This window comes from Winogradskyella sp. 4-2091 (genome assembly GCF_045765065.1).
In the GTDB taxonomy this organism is placed as follows: Bacteria; Bacteroidota; Bacteroidia; order Flavobacteriales; family Flavobacteriaceae; genus Winogradskyella.
In genome coordinates, this window is record NZ_JBJKOD010000037.1 from 1 (window position 1) to 2074 (window position 2074).

Below are 2074 nucleotides of genomic sequence, written 5' to 3' on the forward strand. Positions count from 1 at the left end.
TCAAAGAGATCAAATTCAGGATCTAAAGTACAACGTGCGGTATCTACAACATCAATATAGTTCCCGACTTCCACAGCAATATTTTGAGTAAAATCTACTTGGTTACCACAATCATCAGTTACCGTCCAAATTCTGGTAATGTCATAGAATTCTGGGTCAATACCTTGAGTTGATTCTTCATAAAAAGATACATCAATATTATTAGAACAGGAATCTTCAAAAACAAGATTAGGTACTGTTGGTATTTCACTACAAAGTACAGCAATAGAAGTTTCAAGCGGTGTTAAAAGTGTAGGAGCATTATTATCTTGAACTGTTATAATTTGTGTATGCACCGCTTCATTATCACAGTCATCACTAGTCGTCCATGTTCTTACAATAAGATAATCACCGATACATGAACCTTCAATAATTTCTTCTTCAAAGGTAACTTCTGCAGAACTACAGCTATCAGTAGCTGTTAACGTATCCGCACCAGGTATGGCATCACATTCTGTAGTTAAGTCCGTCGGAAGCGCTTCATTAAAAGTAGGCGCAGTAGTATCTTGTACTGTAATAGTTTGTACTAAAGTAGTGGTGTTATTACACTCATCACTTAAAGTCCAAGTTCTAGTTATGACCGCTTCTCCAGGGCAACTACCAGTTACAGTACTATCTGTAAAGGTCGCTTGTAAACCACTAGAACAATTATCCATTTCATCCGTCACATCACCAGTAATTGAAACATCCGTCACATCAATATCACATTCAACAGTTATATTTTCAGGCACCGTAAAAGTAGGCGCAGTGGTGTCTTCAATGGTTAATGTCGCGCTAATTGTAGATGTATTATTACAATCATCGGCAACGGTATATATTACCGTAATTGTTCCACTAGAACCACAAGTTGCGATTAAATTATTAAAGTCATAGTTTGAAGTTACCACATTTGTAGGGTTAGTATCACAGGCATCTGTACCACAAGTTTCAAGAGCTGTAATATTAGCATTGTTCCATGCAATAACAGAGTTTTCAGTTTCAGAGCCACTACATTCAATAGTTTGATCAACCACAGTACAAGCCGATAAATCAGGACCAGTGGTATCTTCAATGGTAAGTGTAGCTGTTAATGTTGTAGAATTACCAGTAGCATCTGTTAAGGTATAAGTCACTGTAATAGTTCCACTGGATCCACATGTAGAGACAAGGTTTGTAAACGCATAATCAGAAATTACTGTGAAATTATTATCACAAGCATCAGTAGCACAATTTTCTAAAGCAAGAATATTAGCCGCATTCCAAGCATTTGCATTGGTTTCATTATTTAAACCATTACATTCAATGGTTTCATCTTCAACTGTACAATTAGAAGTGTCAGGAGGTGTTGTATCCTCAATTAACTCGGTTGTTGTTTGAGATGTAGAGCTCAGTGTTGTATTATTTACAACCTCTTGTGCCGTTACAGTAGCAGCGTTAATAACTTCTGTGTTATCAATATCTGCTTGAGTAACTAAATAGGTAGCAGTGTATATCCAAGTTTCTGTAGGATCTAATTGATTATCATTATCAGTATCTCCAGAAGTAAAGTTAATACTCACTGCAGGCGTTGAATTATCTAATAAGGGATCCGTAATAGTAAGGTTTGCTAATGCAATATCACCAGTATTAGTAACAGTGAAGGTGTATGTAATAGTCTCACCAACTTCTGTACAACTATTGCCATTATCATTATTGAAAACACCAGTTTTAACGAGCTCTATTCCAGATTCATTACACAATGTTACATCTGTATTACTAGCATCAATGATATAAGTATCTGTAGCTTGAACAGCAGTTGTTCCATCAGGCTGCAGACCATCAGCGGTAACATTGTTGGTAATATTCCCAGCATCAACATTAGCTTGCGTAATAGTATAATCAGGCGCTGTAAAGATCCAAGTTTCTGTAGGATCTAAAAGATCATTCGTATTAGTGTCTCCAGTAAGTGTTAAAGACGACGTAATATCACCACCTAATAAATCATCAGTAATTGTAATAGAGTTGATAGACACATTACCAGTATTAGTTACTGTAAATGTATAAGTAATTAAATCGC

Annotated in this window: 1 pseudogene; it reads right to left on the reverse strand. The window is 36.0% G+C overall.

Going from position 1 to position 2074, the window contains the following annotated elements:
- Positions 1–2074: pseudogene (locus ACJBCC_RS17185) on the reverse strand (hypothetical protein); the annotation flags it as partial.